This window comes from Micromonospora arborensis (genome assembly GCF_003205615.1).
In the GTDB taxonomy this organism is placed as follows: Bacteria; Actinomycetota; Actinomycetes; order Mycobacteriales; family Micromonosporaceae; genus Micromonospora; species Micromonospora arborensis.
Genome location: NZ_PYBV01000047.1, coordinates 13,808 through 35,881, shown reverse-complemented (window position 1 = coordinate 35,881; position 22,074 = coordinate 13,808). Strand labels below are relative to the sequence as shown.

Annotated in this window: 17 protein-coding genes; 12 read left to right on the top strand and 5 right to left on the bottom strand. The window is 70.1% G+C overall.

Annotation, left to right across the window (positions count from 1 at the left end; translation table 11 throughout):
• The first annotated feature begins 151 nt into the window (after positions 1-151).
• Positions 152-679 carry a carboxymuconolactone decarboxylase family protein gene (locus C7C45_RS29340; RefSeq protein ID WP_167454869.1) on the top strand — a complete coding sequence of 176 codons (528 nt, stop codon included), beginning with the start codon at positions 152-154 and terminating at the stop codon, positions 677-679.
• Positions 680-780: 101 nt separating this feature from the next.
• Here C7C45_RS29340 and C7C45_RS29335 read toward each other — a convergent pair whose 3' ends face one another.
• Together C7C45_RS29335 and C7C45_RS29330 are read right to left on the bottom strand one after the other, a co-directional pair.
• Complete coding sequence (locus tag C7C45_RS29335) at positions 781-1,785, bottom strand: zinc-dependent alcohol dehydrogenase family protein (protein WP_110567501.1); 1,005 nt, start codon at positions 1,783-1,785, stop codon at positions 781-783.
• A 126-nt stretch (positions 1,786-1,911) separates the two neighbouring features.
• Complete coding sequence (locus C7C45_RS29330; RefSeq protein WP_244200629.1) at positions 1,912-2,262, bottom strand: ArsR/SmtB family transcription factor; 351 nt, start codon at positions 2,260-2,262, stop codon at positions 1,912-1,914.
• Positions 2,263-2,511: 249 nt separating this feature from the next.
• Here C7C45_RS29330 and C7C45_RS29325 point away from each other — a divergent pair, with 249 nt between their 5' ends.
• Together C7C45_RS29325 and C7C45_RS29320 are read left to right on the top strand one after the other, a co-directional pair.
• On the top strand, positions 2,512-4,599 hold the full coding sequence (locus C7C45_RS29325) for an NPCBM/NEW2 domain-containing protein (RefSeq protein WP_110567497.1): 2,088 nt from the start codon (positions 2,512-2,514) through the stop codon (positions 4,597-4,599).
• A gap of 199 nt (positions 4,600-4,798) precedes the next feature.
• Positions 4,799-6,205 (top strand): glycoside hydrolase family 6 protein, encoded by a 1,407-nt coding sequence (locus C7C45_RS29320; protein ID WP_110567495.1) that lies wholly within the window; start codon positions 4,799-4,801, stop codon positions 6,203-6,205.
• Between the two features lie 184 nt (positions 6,206-6,389).
• Here C7C45_RS29320 and C7C45_RS29315 read toward each other — a convergent pair whose 3' ends face one another.
• Both C7C45_RS29315 and C7C45_RS29310 read right to left on the bottom strand, forming a co-directional pair.
• Complete coding sequence (locus C7C45_RS29315; RefSeq protein WP_110567493.1) at positions 6,390-7,049, bottom strand: dihydrofolate reductase family protein; 660 nt, start codon at positions 7,047-7,049, stop codon at positions 6,390-6,392.
• Positions 7,050-7,106: 57 nt separating this feature from the next.
• A complete protein-coding gene (locus C7C45_RS29310) occupies positions 7,107-7,829 on the bottom strand; it encodes a helix-turn-helix domain-containing protein (RefSeq protein WP_244200628.1) in 723 nt (240 codons plus the stop codon).
• Between the two features lie 163 nt (positions 7,830-7,992).
• On the opposite strand from C7C45_RS29310, the gene C7C45_RS29305 reads away from it, so the two are divergent.
• Positions 7,993-8,667 (top strand): PhzF family phenazine biosynthesis protein, encoded by a 675-nt coding sequence (locus C7C45_RS29305; protein WP_110567491.1) that lies wholly within the window; start codon positions 7,993-7,995, stop codon positions 8,665-8,667.
• Positions 8,668-8,723: 56 nt separating this feature from the next.
• Here C7C45_RS29305 and C7C45_RS35270 read toward each other — a convergent pair whose 3' ends face one another.
• Positions 8,724-9,299 carry a hypothetical protein gene (locus C7C45_RS35270; protein ID WP_244200627.1) on the bottom strand — a complete coding sequence of 192 codons (576 nt, stop codon included), beginning with the start codon at positions 9,297-9,299 and terminating at the stop codon, positions 8,724-8,726.
• Between the two features lie 26 nt (positions 9,300-9,325).
• Between C7C45_RS35270 and C7C45_RS29295 the strand changes: the two genes are divergently transcribed.
• From C7C45_RS29295 to C7C45_RS29260, 8 genes are all read left to right on the top strand, one after another.
• Positions 9,326-9,961 (top strand): mycothiol-dependent nitroreductase Rv2466c family protein, encoded by a 636-nt coding sequence (locus tag C7C45_RS29295; protein WP_425271183.1) that lies wholly within the window; start codon positions 9,326-9,328, stop codon positions 9,959-9,961.
• Positions 9,962-10,035: 74 nt separating this feature from the next.
• Complete coding sequence (locus C7C45_RS29290; RefSeq protein WP_110567489.1) at positions 10,036-10,608, top strand: histidine phosphatase family protein; 573 nt, start codon at positions 10,036-10,038, stop codon at positions 10,606-10,608.
• 286 nt (positions 10,609-10,894) lie between these two features.
• Positions 10,895-11,611: a hypothetical protein gene (locus C7C45_RS29285; protein WP_110567487.1), complete on the top strand. Its 717-nt coding sequence runs from the start codon at positions 10,895-10,897 to the stop codon at positions 11,609-11,611.
• Positions 11,612-11,753: 142 nt separating this feature from the next.
• Positions 11,754-15,404, top strand: coding sequence for a DUF4132 domain-containing protein (locus C7C45_RS29280; RefSeq protein ID WP_110567484.1), 3,651 nt, complete (start codon positions 11,754-11,756; stop codon positions 15,402-15,404).
• Positions 15,401-16,516 carry an ATP-binding protein gene (locus tag C7C45_RS29275; RefSeq protein WP_110567482.1) on the top strand — a complete coding sequence of 372 codons (1,116 nt, stop codon included), beginning with the start codon at positions 15,401-15,403 and terminating at the stop codon, positions 16,514-16,516. Before C7C45_RS29280 ends, C7C45_RS29275 begins: the two co-directional genes overlap by 4 nt.
• Positions 16,517-16,519: 3 nt before the next feature.
• The gene (locus C7C45_RS29270; RefSeq protein ID WP_110567480.1) at positions 16,520-18,835 is read left to right on the top strand and encodes a DUF5682 family protein; all 2,316 of its coding nucleotides are present in this window, start codon (positions 16,520-16,522) and stop codon (positions 18,833-18,835) included.
• 89 nt (positions 18,836-18,924) lie between these two features.
• Complete coding sequence (locus tag C7C45_RS29265; RefSeq protein WP_244200636.1) at positions 18,925-20,040, top strand: VWA domain-containing protein; 1,116 nt, start codon at positions 18,925-18,927, stop codon at positions 20,038-20,040.
• Positions 20,037-22,055: a hypothetical protein gene (locus C7C45_RS29260; RefSeq protein WP_110567476.1), complete on the top strand. Its 2,019-nt coding sequence runs from the start codon at positions 20,037-20,039 to the stop codon at positions 22,053-22,055. Before C7C45_RS29265 ends, C7C45_RS29260 begins: the two co-directional genes overlap by 4 nt.
• Positions 22,056-22,074 lie beyond the last annotated feature (19 nt).

Sequence of the window (22,074 nt, the reverse complement as noted above, 5' to 3'; positions counted from 1 at the left end):
GGTCAAGGGAGATGAGGGGACGTACGTGCTCGTCGCTGCCCCGCCGCCGGTCTCCCCGCGCGGATCGGCGGCGAGCGCAACTGGGATCGGATATGGTCCGTTGCGCCCGACTTGCCAAGTATGAGGGGAAATTATGAGTCGCCTACCATGCGTGAACCCTGCCGACGCCCCAGCGCCGGTGCGCGAAGCGCTACAGGCCGCGCTTCCCCTGAATTTCTTCCGCGTCATGGCCAACGCCGAGACGGCGTTTCCGGACTGGATGCGCTGGGGAGGCACGCTGCTCAAGGACCTGGCCCTCGACCCGCTGCTCCGCGAGATCGCGATCCTGCGAGTTGCCCGGCTGAGTGACGTCAGGTACGAGTGGGTCCAGCATGCGCCGATCGCCCGCTCCGTCGGCGCCACGGACGAGATGGTCCACGCGCTTGGGCGCGACGAGATCGAGGCCGACTGTTTCTCGCCAGACCAGCGGATCGTCCTGCAGTTCACGACCGAGGTCGTCCGCGACGTCCGCCCCTCCGACGAAACCGCCACCGCGCTGACGGGGCTGCTCTCCCCGCGTGAGGTGGTCGAACTCCTGATGGTGATCGGGCAGTACATGATGATCGCCCGGGTCGCCGCAGCAACGGATCTGGAAATCGACAAGCCGATGGGCGCCGGCGTTTACGGTGCCGGTGGTTGAGGGCCGGATCTCGGCGGCGTTCGCGTGGGACGACGAAGGCCTCCGGTTGCCGGAGTGGACAGCTCCACTCGGCGACCGGAGGCCTTCACCTGCCTATGCCATCAGACCGTGTCGTCGTGGGTGACGGTGACGACGATCTTGCCGACGTGGCCGTTGGCCGCCATGTAGCGGTGGGCTTCGGAGATTTCGGTGAGGTCGAAGGTGCGGTCGACGACCGGGGCGAAGGAACCCGAGGCGAGCCCGGCGTTGACGAACGCGACGGCGCGGCGCAGGCGCTCCGGGTTCATGGTGATCTCGAAGAGGGTGTAGGTGCTGCTGTTCAACGCTGGGTAGGACTGCGCGTTGGGCAGCGGGGTGGTGCGCGGGTCGAGGGCTCCGTAGACCACCAGGAAACCGTCGGGGGCGATGCCGAGGGCGAGGGTCTCGACGCCGGGGCCGGCGATCGGGTCGAAGGCCAGGCGGACGCCTTCGCCGCCGGTGATTTCCTTGACCCGGGCCGGGACGTCCTCGTCGTCGGTGACGATGACATGGGCTGCGCCGGCGTCCAGCAGGCGCTGCTTCTTGTCGGCACCACGGGTGGTGGCGATCGGGATCGCACCGATGTGGTTGGTGAGCTGGATGGCGGCCAGGCCGACGCTGCTGGAGGCTGCCGTGATCAGCACGTGGTCGCCGGGACGCACCTTGCCGGACTCGATGAGGGCCCCGTAGGCGGTGATGTAGGCCATCCACATGGCTGCCGCCTGGGCGGGGTCGACCTGGGCGGGGCGAGGCACGACGGCCGAGGCCGGGACGATGATGTTGGTGCCGTACGTGCCGTACCTGCTCTGCAGGAACGCCGGCACGACCGCGACCGTGTCACCCTCGGCGAGGCCGTCCACGCCCGGACCGACCGCCTCGATCACGCCGGCGGCCTCGTAGCCGAGCGTGGAGGGGAACACGGGCTGGTCGAAATAGACGCCCTCGCGGTACATGATCTCGGCCCGGTTCAGGCCAATGGCATCGACGCGGATCCGGACCTCACCCGCGCCCGGAGTGGCCACCTCGACGTCGCGCAGGGTCAGAACCTCGGGGCCGCCGAGCCGGTCGAACTGTACGAGCTTTGCCACGGTGCATGAGTCCTTGCACTAGGGATCACGGTGACGACACCGAGGGGCTCGGCATCGCCCCACACGCTAACCCGAAGTTCGACCGCCGCCAAACTTCGACCAGTGTCGGAATAGGTGGCCGCGAACTCAGGTCGTACCTGCCCGCGTCTCGGTGCCCGCGGCGGCCACCACCGCCGAGAGCAGGCCGGGAAAGCGGCCCTCGATCTCGTCCGCCCGCAGCGCGTTCATCTTGGCTGTCCCCACGTAGTACTGGCGGATCACGCCAGCCTCGCGCAGCGTATTGAAGTGGTGTGTAAGCGTCGAAACCGACACGGGTGTCACGAACGAGCCGCAGGTCATGTCCTCGCCCCGGCCGGCCAACTGGGACACCACCGCCCGCCGCACCGGATCCGCCAGCGCCTCCATGACCTGCTGCAGGGAAACCTCGGACACGTCGGGGTGCTCCACGGTCCGGGCGGCAGTGAGGGGGCGGGGCACGGCAACTCCTTGGAACGGGCGCATCGCAACCCATCCATCCTACGACGCTGATCAAAGTAATCCGGAGGAGCTCGGGATCAGCCGTCGGGCGGCCCGGCGGCTCACCGCACCCGTCGCGCACGGACGGCCCGTGCACGTTCCGAACATAATTTATTAAATAATATTGACATCCGCGCGTAACGGATCGCAAGATCGGTCGAAACAACCCAGGAGTACGGGTCTGCCCCACCGCTGTGAAGGAACCCCCGCGTGAGACGACATCTGTTCACCGCCCTGACCGCCGTCACGGCCGGCCTGCTGATCGTGCCCGCCCCGGCCCACGCCGCGCCCACGAAAGACGCTGCGGCTACCACCAAACCGGCACCCCAGCAGGTGCTCAGCCCCACGCCCTACCAGGGCTGGAACACCTACTTCGGCCTCGGCGGCAACTTCTCCGAGGAGTCCGTACGGGAGGTTGCCGACTCGATCGTCAGCCGCGGCCTGGCCAGGGCCGGCTACGACATCGTCTGGCTGGACGGCGGCTGGCAGGACCCGGAACCGCGTACGGCCGCCGGTGACCTGCAGGCCGACCGGGCTCGTTTCCCGAACGGGCTCAAGCCGCTGGTCGACTACATCCACTCCAAGGGCCTGAAGGCGGGCATCTACACCGACGCCGGTCCGTACATCCCCGGCAAGTGCGGGCTCGGCAGCGGCGGCGGCTACTACCAGCGCGACGCGGACCACTTCGCCGCCCTGGAGTTCGACGCGGTGAAGGTGGACTTCCTCTGCGGGATCGCCGCCGACCTGGACCCGAAGACCGCCTACACCGAGTTCGCCCAGGCGCTGCGGAACAACGCCAGCAAGCGGCCGATCATCTTCAACCTGTGCAACCCGGTGACCTCCCCGGACTGGGGCAACTACCCGGAGGAGCAGCAGTCCACGTACTCCTGGACCTATGCCCCGCAGATCGCGCAGTCCTGGCGGACCTACACCGACGTGGGTTTTGTCGGTGACATCAAGTTCAAGGACGTGCTGCGCAACTACGACGCGAACGCGCGGCACCCCGAGGTCGCCGGGCCGGGGCACTTCAACGACCCGGACTACCTGGCTCCCGGGCTCGGCATGTCCGAGGAGGAGTTCCGCACGCAGATGACGCTCTGGTCCGCGGCCGCCGCGCCGCTGGTGATCGGCAGCGACATCCGTAAGCTCAGCCAGGCCTCGATCGACACGCTCACCGACCCCGAGGTCCTGGCGATCAACCAGGACCCCGCCGGTGTCCAGGCCGTCCGCGTCGGCCCCGCCGGCACGACCGAGACCTGGGTCAAGCGCCTGGCCGACGGTGACCGGGCCGTCGTGCTACTCAACCGCGGTGAGAGCTCGAAGATCATCACCACGAAGGCCTCGTCCGTCGGCCTGTCCGGAGCCCGCTTCACCGTGCAGAACGCGTGGACCAACCAGGTCACCGAGAGCGCGGGCACCCTCAGCGCCGCGGTTCCGGCGCACGGTGCCGCACTGCTCCGGGTCGCCCCGGCGCGCGGTCTGCCCGGTGCTCCGCACGTGACCGCCGGCCTGCCGCAGGTCACGAAGGTCGGCAACTCCGCCACGCCGGAGGGGACCGCACCCGTGGTCGGCGGCGGTGACCAGGCGCGGGTCGAGGTTGTCGTACGCAACGACGGCCTGCTGCCCGTCCTCACGCCGCAGGTTGGTCTCGCCGCCCCGGCCGGTTGGACGGTCCGGGCGCTCAGTGCGGCCTCGATCGTGCTCGCCCCAGGTCAGTCCATCACCTTCGCCTTCACGGTGACCCTGCCGGCCACCGCCGCTCCCGGGGATGCCGCGTTGACCGCCACCACCTCGTACGAGGTGGTCGGGCGCGGCAAGTCGCGCCAGACGTCGGTGTCGACGGTGGTGGTCGCTCCGGCGCCGCCGACCGCTGACGTCGTGCTGTCCCACCACTCGTGGATCAGCGCCACCAGCGGTTGGATGACCCCGACGGTCGACCAGAGTGTCGGCGGCGGGTCGCCGATCAGCATGATCGGCCAGGTGTACCCGACCGGCCTCGGCGTCGCCTCACCCTCCACGGTCCGTTACTACCTGGGCGACAAGTGCGACCGGCTGACCGCAACCGTCGGCCTGGACGACGCGGTACGCAACGTCGGTCCCGAGGGAGCCACCTCGACCTTCCAGGTGGTCGGCGACGGTCGGGTCCTGTTCGACAGTGGCGTACTGACCCGTGCCGACATCCGTCAGGTCGACGTCGACCTGACCGGCGTCCGGGTGCTCGACCTGCTGGTCGGCGACGGCGGCGACGGCGGTTACAACGACCGCGCCGACTGGGCCGGCCTGAACACCAGCTGCTGACGCCTGGACAAGTCGTCGTGTGATCGAGGCTCTGGCCTGGGGTGCGAGCCCTGGCCAGAGCCTCGATCGTAATTGGCACCCCGGCCGACACCTCATCGACGAGTATCCACATCTTGGCAGCGGCGCGTGCCTCCGCTACCGTCCATGGGAACGCTCCCATAAACTTGGATACATCTATGTCATCTGGAGGTAATACGTCGTGCCTATCCTCTCCTCGCTCCGCCGCAGATCGGCGGCCATCAGCGTGGCCGCCGTCGCGGGCGCCACCGCCATCGGCGTCTGCCTCGCCGTGGGCAGCGCCTCCGCCGGCACACTGTCCGGCTCGCTCTACCGCGACCCCAGTTCGGCCGTCGTCCGCTGGGTCGCCGCCAACCCCGGCGACTCCCGTACCGCCGTCATCCGCGACAAGATCGCGAGTCAGCCGCAGGCCCGCTGGTTCGCCAACTTCAACCCGTCGACCGTGCAGTCCGAGGTCTCCGGGTTCATCGGCGCCGCCAACGCGGCGCAACAGATCCCGGTGCTGGCGGTCTACGAGATCACCAACCGGGACTGCGGCGGGGCCAGCGCCGGAGGTGCGCCGGACCTCAACCAGTACCAGACGTGGGTGTCCAACTTCGCCAGGGGACTGGGCAACCAGACCGTCATCATCATCCTGGAAACCGACTCGCTCGCCCTGCTGACATGCCTGAGCAGCGCCGAGATCAACGCGCGCAACCAGGCGATCTCGACGGCCACTCAGACCATCAAGTCGGGCAACCCCAACGCCAAGGTGTACCTCGACGGTGGCCACTCCACCTGGAACAGCGCGGGTGAGACGGCCAACCGGCTCCGGGCGGCCGGCGTGCAGTACGCCGACGGCTTCTTCACCAACGTGTCGAACTACAACTCCACCTCCAACGAGGCGAACTTCGGCCGCGCGGTCATCTCCAACCTCAACGGCATGGGCATCTCGGGCAAGCGCCAGGTCATCGACACCAGCCGCAACGGCGGCGCCAGCGGCGACTGGTGCGGCGACGACAACACCGACCGGCGCATCGGGCAGTACCCGACGACCAACACCGGCGACAGTAGCATCGACGCGTACCTCTGGGTGAAGCCGCCGGGGGAGGCGGACGGTTGCCGCTACACGGCTGGTTCGTTCCAGCCCGACCTGGCCTACAGCCTGGCCAACGGCGTGCCCAACCCGCCCACCACCGCGCCGCCGACCACGGTTCCCCCGACCACGACCCCGCCCACGACCGCGCCGCCGACCACGGCTCCGCCCACCACCGCGCCGCCGACCACGGCTCCCCCCACCACGCCGCCGCCGACCGGTAACGGCTGCTCCGCCTCGGTGGCGGTCAACCAGTGGTCCGGTGGCTTCACCGCGAGCGTGACGGTCACCGCCGGCGCTGCGGGGATCAACGGCTGGACCGTGACTGTCGCGCTGCCCAGCGGGGCGGCGGTCACCGGCGTCTGGAACGCCCAGGCCAGCGGCACCAGCGGAACCGTCCGATACACCAACGTGGGCTACAACGGGCAGGTCGGCGCCGGGCAGTCGACCAACTTCGGCTTCCAGGGCACCGGCACCGGCCCGAGTGCGACGGCCACCTGCGCGGCCAGCTGACCCCACCCGATGCCGCGGCCCGGCGTGGAGGACCACTCTCCGCGCCGGGCCCCGCCGGTGACCTTGTGACAACCGGTCGGGTCGGCGACAGCCGGACGGCGGTAGACCTCTCGGGGTTCACCGCCGTCCGGGTCGAGATACGTCGTCGGCCTGGGAAGCTTCCGACATCGGTCAGGTGCCGGCGTCAGTGGGGGACCGGCGTCGAGTGCCCCCTGTCCACGGTGTACGCACCCGCAGAGATCGCACCGAGGGTCGTGGGGGTCAGCGTCAGCGAGACAACGCCGCCCGGCAGCACACGCGCGCTCCCCTCGGGGGTTGCGAATGTCGCAGGCGTGGATCCGTCCGGAAACAGGCGTTTCCCGGTTCCGAGGACGACCGGGTACTGGAGCAGCCGGTAGAGGTCGACAAGTCCGGCCTGGTGCAGCGCCTGCACGAGCTTCCAACTGCCGTGAACCTGGAGCTCCCTGCCGGGAAGCCCCTTGAGCCGGCGCACGTCGTCGACGATGCCGGTGCGGAGGACCGTCGTGGGGCTCCAGTCGGCGTCCTCGTCCGTAAGCGTCTTGCTGACGACGTACTTCGGCAGCGTATTCAGCTTGGTGGCGATCAGGTCGTCAGGTGCGGTGACCTTCGGCCAGTACCCGCCGAGCAGGCCGTAGCTCGTGCGGCCGAAGAGGAATGCGTCCGCCTCGCGGAACCAGCCCTCGACGACCTCACTGGTGTGCACGGATGCGTGCGGGACCAGCCACCCGCCGCGGTCGAAGCCGCCCGAGCGGTCCTCGTCGGGGGCTCCCGGCCCTTGCATGATTCCGTCGAGGCTGACGAAGACGTTGACGCTGAGCAGCACGGTTCTCCTCCGAATTCCGGATCACAGACAGCCGTCGGGGCGGCTGGCAAACGGAGGTTAGCTGCCGGGACGCGGGCCGTTCTTGTACAGGAACGACACCGCTGCGTCGTCGCCCGCCTGCAGCCCCCGCGCGGTGCGCCCGACGTAGCGCCGCAGCGCATGTGCCAGGTGAGCTTGGTCGAAGTACCCCAACTCCTCGACGACGGTGCGCCAGTCGAGCCCATCGCGCAGCATCGTGGCCGCGGCGTTCACGCGGTCGATCTGCGTCACGGCGGTTTGCGAGAGGCCAGTGATCGCGCGATATTGCCGCTGAATGGTGCGCTTGGAGGGATGGCCGTCGGGGTGCCCGGCGACGTGCTCTTCCACCTTCAGGCGTGATCGCGCCAGCAGACCTCCGTCCCGCAGGCGCCGGACGAACTGTTCGACATTCTCGTACGTCGGCGTTTCCCACTCCTCGCCGCCGATGACCACCCGGCCCGAGTCCGTCACCGGGAAGGGCACGAGCCCGTCGACGATCGAGGCCGCAGGATGCGGCCGAAGAACGGTGCCGAGCGTGAGCCGGATCCCGAGGAACTCGGCGTCCCGCGGGACCGGAGCAGTAGTCGCCCTGGTCTCCGGCCCGCGCAGGCTGGCGAACAGATGCCCCTGCATCCGCGTGAATATCAGTTGGCAGCACGTGCGCGCCGCGGATGTCATCGTGTCTTCGGCATCGCTGCGGGTGCGCCACACACGGTTGACGATGCTCGCGTCTGTCTCGGTGTCACGATGCTCGAATCGCAAGCGCAAGGCCACCTCCAGTCAGTCGCCGCATCGTCAACGGGCCCATCGTATGGTCGGCGCGCGTCCCCGCCAGGTAGGTCCCTCGAGTGCGACTGAGCCGCGGGGACTCCCGCTCCTGCCGCCGATCGCAGGTTGCGCTGCGGCTGTGGATAGCATCGCTTTTGTGGCAGATCTCCATGTACTTCGTGTGTTCTGCGGTCCCGGTGGGAGGTACGGAAACCAGCTCGGCGTTGTGCTCGACGGCGATGCCGTGGCCGCTGGGCAGGACCGCCAAGCCGTGGCCGCGCGGCTCGGCTACAGCGAAACCGTCTTCGTCGACGATGCCGGCACCGGGGTCGTCGACATCTACACGCCGAGCGTGCGGCTGCCGTTTGCCGGGCATCCCCTGGTGGGCACGGCCTGGCTGCTGGGTCGGCTCCGAGCCCGGCCGGAGCTCCTGCAACCGCCGGCGGGCTCGGTGCCGACCTGGCAGGACGGCGAGTTCACCTGGATCAGGGGTCGCGCGCAGTGGGCGCCCGACCGGCGCATGCAGCAGTACGCCTCAGCCGAGGAAGTAGACGCGCTGCCGTCTCCGCCACCAGGTGATGGGTGGCTGTACGCGTGGGCGTGGCAGGACCAGGCCGCTGGCCGGGTGCGCACCAGGGGATTTCCCCGCCGAGGCGACGCCATCGTCGAGGATGAAGCCACCGGAGCGTCCGCGATCGTGCTCACCGCGGAACTGCACCGGGCGCTGGACATCATGCAGGGCAAGGGATCGCAGATCCTGACTCGACCAGGCCCGAACGACACCGTCGAGGTCGGCGGCCGGGTCATCCTCGAGGAAACCCGCGCCCTCTGAACGAGCCACCGCAGTGGATGAACGGCGGCGAGATCCAGCCGGCGTCTGGCCCTAACTCAGCCGCGCCGGGATACGTCCAGCGCGGTGGACCAGAGCGCGACGGCGGCCGGCAGGCCGACCACCGCGCGTACGGTCTCGTTGCCCGTACCAAGCTCGTACGCTGTCGCGCCGGCCGCAGCCACCAGGATCAGCAGCGCGCCGGTCCACCAGTAGCCGGGGACGTCGAAGATCCGAGCCAGCGGCAGGAAGTGCAAGCCGACGACCAGGCAGACGGCCACCACGATCAGCCCTGGTGAACCGGCCCGGACCAGCCCGAAGACGGCGGCAAGGATCAATGCGGTCTGAGCGAGGTTGACCAGGTGGAACCAGCGCATCGAATGCGGGTGGACGCGGCGGACGCGGGCTGGACCGCGTGCCTGCAGCCGCCGGCACGTCACCAGGAGAGCGCCGGCGCCGACCACGGCGGCCAGGTCGAGGGCGAGCCGGACGCCGTTGGGCACCGGTAGGCCGGTCACGCCCACGATCAGCCAGAGCAGCCCATAGACGATCATTGTGATGATGCCCATGGAGAGCGGGCCTCGGCGACTCACGGACTCGCCGCCCAATTGGCGCGCGCCGGTGTCAGCTGACATGAGCAGACCCTAGCGCCAGGGGGCCGGTGACGGTTCCCTGGTTGGCGCTGAACGATGGGCGCGGATCATCGCCCGACGGTGAGGAGGAGCTTCACGAACGCCCGCAGTTTGGGTGTTTCGGCGGCGGTCAGCCAGAGGAGTCCGAACTCGCTCGGAGGCTGCGGTTCGAGGTGATGAGCCTCGCGGTGATCAACGAGCATCGCGACCTGGAGCCCTGGCACCGCGAGTTCAACGACCGGGCGTGGGGCCCGGCCAGGGTGTGCGTGGCGGCAGCCGCACAACACGGCCCCGCCGCCCTCGCGCGTCTGTACCCGGCGCTCGGCCGCCGGATCCACGACGACGGCGACAAGGACTTCGACACCGTCGTCCCGCAGGCCCTGGCCGAAGCCGGCCTCCCCGTCGACCTGGCCGACGCCGCCCATCGCAGCGACGTCGACCCGCAGATGCGGGCGAGCACTGCCCGCGCACAGCAACTCGTGGGGGAGGACCTGGGCACCCCGACGGTCGTCGTCGACGACGTGGCCTTCTTCGGCCCCGTGCTGACCTCGATTCCCCGTGGGGAGGAGGCCCTGCGCGTCTTCGACGGCGCCCGCCTGCTCGCCGGCTGCCGGTCCTTCTCCGAACTCAAACGAGCCCGGTCCGGTGGCCTCACCTTCGCCTAGTCTCGCCACGGCCACGATTGCCTCCGCACGGTCTATGGTGATCTTCGCCGAACGCTGATTGAAGGTGTGGGTCGATGGCTCGTACGAAGCTGTACCTCGTTCGTCACGGAGAGCAGGACCAGACCACCGACCACGCCTCCGCCGGAGGTCTTTCGCCCCTCGGCCGGGAGCAGGCGGATCAGCTGGGCAGACGGCTGCGCACGGTGCCCTTCTCGGCGATCCACCACAGCCCGATCACCCGAGCGGCCCAGACCGCCGACATCGTCGGTGGCCACCTCGCACAGGTGCCCAGACATGCCTGCGACTTCGTGGTGGATCGCACGCCGGTGCCGGCCACCGGGCATCGCGGCCGGTACCCGGACCGGTGGCATTCCTGGCTGGACGGCGTGCCCACGGACGAGCGAGACGAGGACGCGGTCGCCCTGCGAGCCGCTGTCGAACACTTCGGTGTGACCGGCGAGCAGGACCGGAACGAACTGCTGATCACCCACAACTTCGTGATCGGATGGTTCGTCCGGCACGTCCTGGACGCCCCGGAGTGGCGGTGGATCGGCCTCAACCAGCACAACTGCGCGATCACCGTCGTGCAGTGGGATTCCGCTCGTCCGCCGACCTTGGTCAGCTTCAACGACACCGGTCACCTGTAGCCGAGGGGCGGAGTGCGTCAACGCTGCGCGAGCAGTCCCCGCCGCCGTCGGCGTTCGCCAAGTTCCGGCTTCCGCCTGAGGTGATTGGCGCGGCTCGGCGTGGCCTGCAATCCGGCATTGCAACAGAGCCCTCGTGGCCCCGGTCGCCTGACCTGTGATGTTTCCGACATCACCGTTCTGAACTTTCCTCAGCCTCATCGCGTCGAGAAGGAGTCAACGTCCCGACCGGAGGATCAAATTGCGCAGCCAGTCGCATCCCTTGTTGCCGTATCCGGATGAGTCACCGGTGGGTACCCACCGGGCCGGGTCATCGGTCATCAAGGAATTGAACGCCTTGCGACTGCCGGTTCTGGGCGGCATCTGGGCGGCGGCCATGACGCTTTTCGCGTATGAGCCGGTTGCCGCGTCGATCGCGCGCGCAGCCCGCGGTGGACGCCGTGCCAACGCCGTCGAAGAGTTGCTCGAACTGGCCATGGCTGGCGTGTTCGGCGATGACGAACAGTGGTTCCGGCTGGCCCGCGGTCCTGAGCCGTCGCGGAAGTTCGGGTGGGCGAAACGGCGTGACGCCTCAACATTTCAACAGCAGGATCCGCTGCATTCGACAGCCGTCTACACCATCGTCGTGTACAGCCTGTTGCGAGTGCAGGAGTTGTCCTGCCGACGGCTCAACGAGCAGGAGCGGGAGGCCTATTGCCGGGACGCGACGCAGGGCATCGGCGCGGTGCTGGCCCCTCGCGGGCGAGTTCCGCAGGCCTTTAACGAACTGCGATTCCACTACAACCTGATCGTCGAACGGCAACTGAGATTCGGCCGCGGATTCACCGAACTGTATGAGAAGTCCCGCGACCAGGACCTCGCTGGCACGCCGATACGGGATCTGACCGCCCTGGCCGCCCGCGCGCTCCCGCCGAGTCTCCTGGGTGTGCTCCAGCTGACTGAGGTCCCGAGCGACCCGATGCGGACGATGACGGCCGCCGGCCGGTTCGACGTTCGAAACGGGTGAATCAGGCCGCCACTAGCGATGGCGCCGGAACTGTCGGGGCTACTCGTTAGCGTGTCGGCTGTTCCGGTCAGGCCGGGGAGCAGCACGACCTGTCGCCGCCGGGACCCAGCTCAGCCAACCCCTCAACCCCAAAGGATGTGACGTGGCCGCTGTGCGCAGCTTCGAGTTGGTCGGCGCTAACTCGGCGAAGTTCTGGGAGGTCAACCTGGATGGCGTGGAGGTGACCGTCAGATTCGGACGGTTGGGGACCGTCGGCCAGACCCAGCGCAAGACCTTCGGCTCCGAGCAGGCTGCCGCCGCCCACGTGGACAAGCTCATCGCGGAGAAGGTGAAGAAGGGATACGCCGAGTCCGCCGCACCAGCCGGCAGTGCGGCTACCGACCGGAAGTTCGACGGTACTGCCGGCGAGGTCGCGCCCGCGGCGCGAACCGCCTCGGCTACCCGCGATGAGGCCCAGCCACCGCTCGACGAGCAGACCTTTGTCGTGCCACCGAGCTGGTACCGCAGCCGGCATCCGCGTCGGGGCGGTCCGGGGGTGACGGCGGCGCGCCTCGACCCCTCGTCCAGCGTGCAGGCCGAAGCTCTGCTGTCGCAGCACCGGGACGACATCGCGATCGCGTTGACCGATCCGCAGAGCGAGCCGGAGCTGACCACGGCGGGCAAGTCGTTCCTCGCGGACACCCCGGAGCGCACCCCGCTCGGCGCCGCCGTCGTCGCCACCGCCCTCTACGCGCACCTCGCCTGGGACTGGCGGAGTCACGACGCGCTGAAAGTGTTGCGCGACGCGTGGATCAGGGATCATGGCCTGGAGTTCGCGGTCCGCGCGTTGATGGAGTTCCTCACCCTGTCGTGCGGCGGTCCGGAGCATGGCCCGAACGGGAAGATCACCATCGGCCCCCTGCGCCGTACCCCGGCACGACTCGCCCGCACGCACGGATACCACCCCGAGACCGGGCTGGCCGACCGGATCAGGGCGGTGCTCGCTGGCGCCCCCGACGATCAGTACGCCGCAACCGTCGAGATCCTCGCCGGCTACCGCGAGCACGGGATCCAACACCGGGTGGTCACCTCGTTCCTCGCTCCCACCCGGACCGAGTGGGTGGACGAGGACTGCGCGGCGGTCGCCGCTCTGGCCGACAAGACACTCGCGACCAGGCTGCTGAGCTCCGTCAGCACCCCGGAACAACTCGCGCTGCTGCGCGCGCATGTCGCGCCGCACGAGGTCGTGGCCTCGGCCACCATCCTCTACACCCTCGTGGAAGGGGTCGGCCCGGCGGCGGCCGAGGTGTTGGCCGATTGGCTCGACCAGCCGTACGTCGAGGAACAGCGGCGGATGCTTGCCATCCTCGCCGTGCTCCCCACCGACGAGGCGTTCCAGGTGCTGCTGGACCGTGCCGATGCGAAGTTCACCCCGGCGGCGATCCTCGACGCGGCCGGCCGGTTCCCGGTCCGGGCGATCCGCCTGCTCGCGGCCGGCGCGGGCAACCGGGCGTGCGCGGAGCTGCTGCGCACCCACGTCGCGGCGCAGCCCGAGGTGGCACGGCAGCTACTGCCATCACTGCCTGATGACGCCGCGCAGCGGGTCCGGAGCCTGTTGGAGCAGTCGGCCGTGGTCGAGGCGCCGGTCGAGGGGTTGCCCCGGCTGCTGGTCGACCCACCGTGGAGCCGCAAGCGGACAACCCGCAAGCCGGTTGTCGTCGCCGGGCTCAGCTGCCCCGACCAGCCGACGATCGGGTGGGAGCCCGGGGAACGGGAGTCCTGGGCCGCTCCGGAGGCGATGGCCCGCTGGCTGCACCTCGACAAGCGCTGGGACCAACTCGCCAAACGACAGGCCGTCGGCGAGTTGCGCTCCTTCGATCAGACCTCCTTCTTCACCAATGCACCGGACGAGCTCGCCCGCCCGCTGGTCGCGGCGTGGCGCCTGGAGGACACCTGGGAGAGCGGGTCGGTGGCGCGCATCATCGCCGGCCGCTTCGAGCTGGACGGGCTGGGCATGGTGATCGACGCCGCTCGGCGGACGCCGGCCGCCGCCGCCGACGCACTGCTGCCGTACGCCAGCCCGGAGATCGCGACGCTCATGGCGAGCTGGTTCAGCCGGCTCAAATCGGTCCGGTCGGTCGCGCTGGCCTGGCTGACCCGGCATCCGGCGGCCGCGTCGCGGGCGCTCGTCCCGCTCGCGCTCGGTCCCGCCGGCACCGCACGCCGAGAGGCCGAGCAGTCCCTCCTCGCGCTCGCCACGGCGGGCCACCAGCGCGAGGTGACCACGGCTGCCGAAGGGTACGGCGCGGCGGCGGCCGAGGCGATCGAAACCCTGCTCGCGACCGATCCGCTTGAGGTGCTGCCGGCCCGGATGCCAACCCTGCCGGAGTGGGCCGAGCCGAAGGTGCTTGCCCCGGTCCTGCTCCGCGACGGCTCGGGTGCCCTGCCCGAGACAGCGGTCCGACACCTGCTCACCATGTTCGCCATCTCCGCACCGGACGCGGCGTACCCGGGTCTCGCACTGGTGCGGGAGGTCTGCGAGCCAGCCAGTCTGGCCGAGTTCGGCTGGTCGCTCTTCCAGCGCTGGCTCGATGCCGGTGCACCGTCGAAGAACGGCTGGGCGTTCCAGGCGCTCGCGCAGGTCGGTGACGACGAGACGGTGCGCCGCCTCGCGCCGCTCATCCGGGCCTGGCCGGGTGAGGGCGGGCACACCCGGGCGGTGAGCGGTTTGGACGTGCTCGCCGCGATCGGCTCCGACCTCGCGCTGATGCATCTGAACGCCATCGCGCAGAAGGTGAAGTTCCGGGGGTTGAAGGAGCGGGCCGAGGAGAAGGTGCTCTCGGTCGCCGCCTCGTTGGAACTGACCCCGGACCAGCTCGCCGACCGGTTGGTGCCCGACTGCGGGCTCGACGCCTCCGGCAGCGCCACCCTCGACTACGGGCCGCGCCGCTTCGTGGTCGGCTTCGACGAGCAGCTCAAGCCGTACGTCTCAGACCAGGACGGAAAGCGGCGCAAGGAGCTGCCGAAGCCGGGCGTCAACGACGATCCGGAGCTGGCGCCGGCGGCGTACCAGCGCTTCGCCGCGCTGAAGAAGGATGTCCGCACGATCGCGGCCGACCAGATCCGTCGACTCGAACAGGCGATGGTGCTGGGACGACGCTGGCCGGTGGCCGAGTTCCGGCAGTACTTCCTCGCTCATCCGTTGCTCTGGCACATCGTCCGGCGGCTGGTCTGGGGCCGCTACGACGAGTCTGGCACCTTCATCGGGGCGCTGCGGGTGGCCGAGGACCGGACCTTCGCCGACCTGAACGACGACCCGCTCGACCTGAGCGACGATGCCGTGGTCGGGGTCGCCCATCCGATCCACCTGGGCCAGAGCCTGCCCGGCTGGGCCGAACTCCTCGCCGACTACGAGATCCTGCAACCGTTCCCGCAGCTCGGCCGGGAGGTTTTCGCACTCGCCGAGGCCGAACGCGACCAGCCGAGGCTCGCCCGGTTCGAGGGGTGCACGATGCCCACCGGCAAGCTGCTCGGGCTGGAACGACGGGGCTGGCGGCGCAGTGCCCCCGAGGACGGTGGCCACCAGGGATGGTTGCTGCGAGGGCTTCCCGACGGCCGGGAGATGGTCATCGACCTCGATCCCGGCATTGCGGTCGGCGCGATCGACGTCTTCCCCGAGCAGACACTCAACATGATCTGGGTGAGCCGTACCCGGGACAGCTACTGGCGTACGAAGCCAGAGCTCCGCATCGGCGACCTCGATCAGGTCACCATCTCCGAGATCATCCGGGAACTCCGGGAGGTCACCCAATGAGCGGGCCGGACGGTGGCCGACCCGCCCAGACCGGCCAGGCGCAGCGACCCCCCGCAGAGGTGCGCTTCGCCGACGAGCTGGCCCGGCTGCGCGCTGACGACACCGGTGACCGGCCACCCGGCTGGGCGTTGAGCCTACGCGCGGCGCGGCGGTTCGTTCTCGGCGACGAATCCCTCGGAATTCGGCGCAAGTTCGTCGGCGACCCGTCGTTGGTCGACCGCGCCCTGGTCACCCTCGCGACCAGCCGTGGGCTGATGCTCGTCGGTGAGCCGGGCACCGCGAAGTCGCTCCTGTCCGAGCTGCTCGCCGCTGCGGTCAGCGGTGACTCCACGCTGACCATCCAGGGTGGCGCGGCCACCACCGAGGATCAGATCAAGTACTCCTGGAACTACGCGCTGCTGGTGGCGGAAGGGCCGTCGACCCGCTCGCTGGTGCCCGCGCCGCTGCTGCGCGGCATGTCCGAGGGGCGGGTGGTCCGGTTCGAGGAGATCACCCGCTGCCCGCTGGAGGTCCAGGACTGTCTGCTGTCCCCACTCTCCGACCGGGTCATCGCGATACCCGAGCTGACCGGGGGTGAGAGCATGCGGTTCGCCCGGGACGGTTTCAACGTCATCGCGACCGCGAACACCCGCGACCGGGGTGTGAACGAGATGAGTTCGGCGCTCAAGCGGCGCTTCAACTTCGAGACCGTCTTCCCGATCGAGGATTTCGACACCGAACTCTCGTTGGTGACGGCCGAGGCGACGGCGCTGCTGCAACGCTCGGGTGTCGGCGTCGAGCCACGCCGGGACGTGCTGGAGGTGCTGGTCACCACCTTCCGGGAGTTGCGGACCGGGCAGACGGCACGGGGCGACACGATGGAGCGGCTCTCGTCGGTGATGAGCACCGCCGAGGCGGTCTCGGTCGCGCACGCGATCGGCCTGCGCGGCTGGTTTTTGCGCGGTGAGCCGGGCACCGCCGCCGATCTGGTCTCCTGCCTGGCCGGCACGGCCGCCAAGGACAGCCCGGAGGATCTCGCCAAACTGCGGCGTTACCTTGAGCAACAGGCTCGGACACGCCAGGGCGAGCAGTGGCAGGCGCTGCACCACTCCCGGCACCTGCTGCCGGGCTGAGCCGTGACGGCGACCTTCATCGGAGTACGGCACCACAGCCCCGCCTGTGCCCGGCTGGTCGAGCGGACGATCGAGGCCCTACGTCCGGCGTACGTGCTCATCGAGGGGCCAGCGGACATGAATGGCCGGCTCGACGAACTGTTGCTCGACCACGAGCTGCCGGTGGCGGTCTTCACCAGCTACCGGGACGCGGATCGGCAGCACGCCTCGTGGGCGCCGTTCTGCGGCTACTCGCCGGAGTGGTTGGCGCTGACCACCGGACGGTCGGTCGGCGCCGAGCTGCGTTTCATCGACCTACCCGGCTGGCATCCGGCGCTCGCCGGGAGGCGCAATCGGTACGCCGATGCCGAGCGGCGCTACCTGGATGTCATCGAACGCCTCTGCGCTACCTTCGCGGTCGACAACATCGACACCCTCTGGGATCACCTCTTCGAGATCGAACCCGATGACCGGCTGGCCGAACGGCTCGCCACCTACTTCGACCTGGTCCGGGGTGATCTGGACGTTGGTGCGGAGGACGCCGAGCGCGAGGCGTACATGGCCCGATGGATCCGGGCCGCGGTCGTCGCCGCCGGGCAACGGCCGGTAGTGGTCGTGACAGGTGGCTTCCACCGGCCGGCACTGGTCCGGCTTGCCTCGCAACCCGAAATCGGAGCGCCCGGAAACGAGACCGGGGCGGCCGGGAACGGGGAGGCCAACGATGGTTGGCCGGCGGTGCCGCCCCGTCCCGACCTGGCGACCGGTGGCAGCTACCTGGTGCCGTACTCGTTTCGTCGGATGGACGCGTTCGACGGCTACCAGTCGGGCCTGCCCTCCCCGGAGTACTACCGACACCTGTGGGAGGCGGGCCCGGAGCACGCCGCCCATTACCTGATGGCAGCAGTGGTGGGCCGACTACGCGAGCGTCGGCAACCGGTCTCCACCGCCAGCCTGATCGCCGCCCGGGCCTCGGCGGAAGGTCTGTCCCGAGTGCGCGGCCACCAGCATCCCGCCCGCACCGACGTGCTGGACGGGCTGGCCACCGCGCTGGTCGGTGAGGCACTCGACGTGCCCCTGCCGTGGGCCGGGCGGGGCACCCTACGCGCCGGCACGCATCCGGTGGTGGTCGAGATGGTCGCCGCGCTCAGCGGCTCCCGGGTCGGTCGGCTGCACCCGTCCACCCCGACACCACCACTGGTGCACGCGGTCGCCACCGAGTTGCGGCGACAGGGCTTGGACCAGCCCGGCAAGCTGCAGCTGACCCTGGGCCAGGACCCGGACCGTACGCGCAGCTACACGCTGCACCGACTGCGCGTGCTCGGCATTCCCGGCTTCGTCCGGCACAGCGGCCCGGCCACCGGCATCGACCCGGTCCGGGTGGAGGAATGGACGGTACGAGACGACGAGACCCGGCTGCCGGCTCTGATCGAGGCCGGTGGCTACGGTCCGACTCTGATCGAGGCGACCGGCGCATTCCTCGGCGAGCGGGTCGTCACCGCGGGCGGCGACGTGGACCAGTTGGCCGAGGTGCTCTTCGACGCGGCACTGGCCGGGGTGGCGGAATTGTCGTCCCAGGTCCTGAACGAGGTCGGCCGGGCCATCACCACCGCCCCCGAGATCGGGCCGATCGGCCGGATGTTGGCCGTGATGCTCGCGCTCTGGCGCCATGACCGGCTGCTCGGCACGGCGCGCAGCGACACGCTGGGCGTGGTCATCAAGGTCGGGGTGACCCGAGCACTCTGGCTGGCCGAGGGCATCCGGGGTGGCGCCGCACCAGCCGACCTGCCGCGGATCGCCGCGCTGGTGGCGGTGCGTGACGCGATCGTGCACGCCACCACCGCGGTCGACCTCGATCGGGACGCCGCGTTGGCGGTCGCCGGACGACTCGCCGTGGATCCCGAGGTTCCCCCGGACCTGCGCGGTGCCGCGTTCGGCTTCTGTTGGTCACTCAACCCCGACGACATGGGCGATCCGGTACGCGCGGTTCGCGGCGCTTTCGTACCGTCGTCGGTCGGCGACTGGCTGGCCGGGCTGTTCGCCCTTGCCCGGGAAGAGGTGCTGGGGCAGCCGGGCATTCTCGAGGTGCTCGACGACCAGTTGGGCACGCTCGACGACCGGGACTTCGCGGTGGCGTTGCCGGCACTGCGGCAGGCGTTCGAGTTCTTTCCGCCCCGCGAGCGGGAGACCATCGCCGGCAGGTTGCTCGCTCGACGTGGCATGGCCGGTTCGGGGCGCAGTCTGTTGCGCCTTCCGGCGGCCGCCGTCCTGGTCGCCGCGGGGCTCGAACTCGACGCGCGGGTGGATGCCGCGCTGACTCGGGAAGGACTGCTCACCCCGTGACCGACCGGGCAGTGGATCCCTCGCCCACCCCTTCCGAACCGATCCGCGAACACGCAGGCGGGCCAGGTTCCGGTGGTCCGCCCGGTGCGCTGGACCCGACTCTGGAACGGTGGCGGCTGGTCCTCGGCGCTCCGGGGTCGTCGTGCCTCGGCGGTCAGCGGATGAGCGCCGAAGCCAGAGCCCGGGATGCCGCCCTCGACTGGCTCTACGGCCGGGACGAGGATCTCGATCGGCGGGAGATTCGCACCGGCGAGGCCGGCCCGTCCGAGGTGGCCACGGTCGACTGGCTTGACGAGATCAACCGGCTCTTTCCAAAGGAGACCATCGAGCGGCTGCAGCGCGACGCTGTCGAACGGTACGAGATTTTCGATGTGGTCACCGACCCGGACGTGCTGCGTCGGGTCGAGCCGAACCCGGCGCTACTGCGGGCCGTGCTGCGTACTAAGCACCTGATGAATCCCGAGGTGCTGGCACTGGCCCGGCAGTTGGTCGAGACGGTGGTACGGCAGCTCGTGGAGAAGCTCGCCACCGAGGTGCGACAGGCCTTCTCCGGTACGCGCCTACGCCGCTCGAGCCGCTTCAAGCAGGCCCGCAATTTCGACGTGACCAGGACGATCCGGAAGAACCTCGGCCACTACCGGCCCGAGGAGCGGCGACTGTTCATCGAGTCGCCGTACTTCATCTCGCGGGCCCGCCGGCACCTGGACCAGTGGCAGGTCGTTCTCCTGGTCGACCAGTCCGGTTCGATGACCGCCTCGGTGATCCATTCCGCGGTCACCGCGGCCTGCCTCTGGGGTCTGCCCGGTGTGCGGACGCATCTGGTGGCCTTCGACACCGATGTCGTCGACCTGACCAGCGACATCGACGACCCGGTCGAGCTGCTGATGAAGGTGCAGCTCGGCGGGGGCACCGACATCGCCCGGGCGGTGCACTACGCCGCCCAGCTGATCGAACAACCCCGCCGCTGCATCGTCGTACTGATCACGGATTTCTACGAGGGCGGTGACGACGCAGGGTTGGTGCGCGTCGTCCGCGACCTGGTCTCCCAGGGCACCAGGGTCCTCGGCCTGGCCGCGCTCGACGAGCAGGCGAACCCGTCATACGACCGGGAGACCGCCCAGCGGCTGGCTGACGTCGGTGCGTCGGTGGGTGCGATGACCCCGGGGGAGCTGGCCAACTTCGTCGCCGAGACGGTCGGCGGATGAGCCCGGAGGCGGTTGCCCGCTCGCGCGCCGACCTGCTGGCCCTGACCCCGGAGGCGCTTGCCGCGCTCACCAACCGAGGGCTCGTCAAGCGGGCGGCGAAGGAAGTCGACCAGGTGCCACCGGCGGTGGAGCTGGACCCGGACGGCACCGTGCGCGGTCGTTTCGCCGACGCCATCGTCACCAGCCTGCCCACCGGCGGGCTCGACGCGGGCAGCTGCAGCTGCGGCGCCAACGGAACCTGTCGTCACCTGGTCGCGCTCGTGCTCGCCTACCAGCGGCAGGGCAGCGACGCCCGCGCCGGTGACGACGCCGATCCAACCGTCGCCGCGCCTGCTGAGGACGCCGGCGAGCCTGCCGCGGCGGTGGCCGACTGGTCGCCGGGTTCGTTCACCGACGAGATGCTCGCCACCCGGATCGGCACGCGGCTGCTCGCTGCTGCCCGGCGGGCCGAACACGCCGGATACGTGGCCCGGGTACGGCGTGCCAGCGCCACCGATCCGGTGCCACAGGTGGAGTTGAGCACCGCGACGGTGCGCTTCCTCGTACCGCACGACCTCGGGTTCGTGCACACCGATGTGGTGGCCGGCGCGCGCGACGACGTGATCGCTCTTGCCGTCTGGGCGTTCCGGGTCGCCGACGCAACCGTTCCCGGTGTGCCCGAGGCGCAGGTCGAGGTCGGCGGCGTAACCGTCGCCGGGATGCGCCGCACCGGCCTGGAACCCGCGCTGGAACTCGCCGACGCTGTGCTGCGCGACGGCGCGGTGCACCTGGGCCCGGGCATCTCGGCCGTCATCGCCGACGTACGCCGCCAACTCGACGCGGCCGGCCTGCGGTGGCCGCTGCTGGCGGTCGACGATCTCGCCGGGCAGTTGGCGGCGTATCACGACCGCAGCACCCGCTACCGTCCGGACGCGGTGGCCGGGCTGCTCGCCGAACTGCACGCCCGGCACCGGGCCGTGGCCAATGCTGGGGCCAGCCCACGCAGTCGGGTGCTCGGCACCGAGGAGCCGGCCGAAACGCCCCTGCGTCGGGTCCGACTGGACAGCCTCGGCTGCCGTGTCCGCGCGATCGGCGACGAACGGGTGGCCGAGGTCTTCTTCGCGCACGCCGACAGCGCGACCGTCCTGGTGCTGCGCCGGGCCTGGACCGGAGCTGTCGACGGACCGACACTGGCCAATCGGCGCGTCGGCGGTGCCACCCTCGGCGCCCTCGGCAACGGGGTCGTGGTGACCGAGTCAGCGATCCGCAGCGCCAACCGGACCATCCGGTTGGCGACCAGCCGGGTCGCGCAGACCACGGTCGGCCCCTCGCCGGGCCTGTGGGGCAGCCTCCCCCGGGCCGTGACGGTGACCAATCTCGCCGTCCTCTCCGCGGAACTCACCGCACTGCCCCCGGCGGTGGTGCGTCCCCGGGTGGAGGCGGAGCTGGTGCGCGCCGTCCAGATCGCCGAGATCCGGTCGCTGCGCTACTCGCCCGGACAGCAGCGGCTCGACGCGGTGGTGGCGGACCAGGCGGGTAACACCGCCACGATCACCGCTACCCACGCGGCGGTGACGCCCGGCCGGTTGGACACGATCGCGGCGACACTGCGTGGTGCGCACGGCCCGGTGCGGTACGTCAGTGGCGCGGTACGCCGCACTGGTGGTGAGCTTCTGGTCGACCCGTTCGCGTTCGCCGTCGACGGTCGGCTGGTCGTGCCCGACCTCGCACCAGCGCACAGCGGCGCGGCCGTCGAGGAGATCGAGTCGAGCGGGTCCGACGCGCTGGCGGACACCGTACGGGAGCAACTCGCGCTGCTCGCCGAGGTGGCTCATCGGGGGTTCGCGCACCTGCCCACGACCTTCACCGATCGGCTGCGCGGCTCAGCCCACACGCTCTCGACCGTTGGCCTGCCCCGGATCGGCGACGCGGTGGAGCGGTTCGCCGGGAGGTTGGGCCCCGATCGGGGGGAAGAGGTGGCCCGCGCATGGGTCGACGCCTACCTGCGGCTCAGCCTGGCGGCCGAGCTGTGTTGAGCAGTGGGAGCCGCGGTCG

Excerpts from the sequence above, each read along its gene's own strand:
- C7C45_RS35270 (WP_244200627.1), bottom strand. The coding sequence starts at position 9,299 with ATGTCAGCTGACACCGGCGCGCGCCAATTGGGCGGCGAGTCCGTGAGT.
- C7C45_RS29290 (WP_110567489.1), top strand. The coding sequence starts at position 10,036 with ATGGCTCGTACGAAGCTGTACCTCGTTCGTCACGGAGAGCAGGACCAG.
- C7C45_RS29260 (WP_110567476.1), top strand. The coding sequence starts at position 20,037 with ATGAGCCCGGAGGCGGTTGCCCGCTCGCGCGCCGACCTGCTGGCCCTG.
- C7C45_RS29275 (WP_110567482.1), top strand. The coding sequence starts at position 15,401 with ATGAGCGGGCCGGACGGTGGCCGACCCGCCCAGACCGGCCAGGCGCAG.